This is a genomic window from Kineococcus siccus, assembly GCF_009906795.1.
GTDB classification, from domain to species: domain Bacteria; phylum Actinomycetota; class Actinomycetes; order Actinomycetales; family Kineococcaceae; genus Kineococcus; species Kineococcus siccus.
The window spans coordinates 1-548 of record NZ_JAAALN010000453.1 but is presented as its reverse complement, the minus strand read 5'-3'; the positions used below and the strand labels follow the sequence as shown (position 1 = coordinate 548).

General features: G+C 79.4%; 1 pseudogene. It reads right to left on the bottom strand.

The features are described from left to right. Nucleotides 1-505, bottom strand: a pseudogene (locus tag GTR02_RS22095) (hypothetical protein); the annotation flags it as partial. Nucleotides 506-548: the final 43 nt, after the last annotated feature.

Sequence of the window (548 nt, the reverse complement as noted above, 5' to 3'; positions counted from 1 at the left end):
CCGCGGCCGCGCTGACGCTGGTCGTCGCGCTCACGGGCGCGGTGTCCAGCAGGGTCCCGACGGCCGTCGCCGTCCCGGGCACCCACACCGCCCCGGCCGCCAGCAGCAGGACGGCCGCGACGAGGCGCCGGGCGAGCAGCTGGTTGCCGCCACCGAAGGGCACCCGGCGGCCCGTTCCGCCGCGCGCCCAGGCGTGCAGCTCGGCCACCACGCAGACCACGAAGTGCAGCCACACCCCCCACACCACCACGGCCAGGACGTCCAGCACGGCCGACGCCGTCAGCTCGGCGTCCAGCCACCCGCGGGACGGCCCCGTGCTCGGCAGCGGGTTGCCGACGAGACCGGCGAGCGCCAGCGGCACCCCCACCAGCACGGCGAGCAGGAGGACCCCGGCGGCGAGGCCCTGCAGGAGCTCTCCGCCGCGGGCGCGGCGGCTGAGGGCCCGGCGCGGCAGGCGCACGGGGGTGCGCGGAGCCGGTCGGCGGGTCGCGGTGCTGGGGGGCATGTCGGGCCTCGGGGTTCTCGCGAGCGGTGGACGGTGCGGGTGG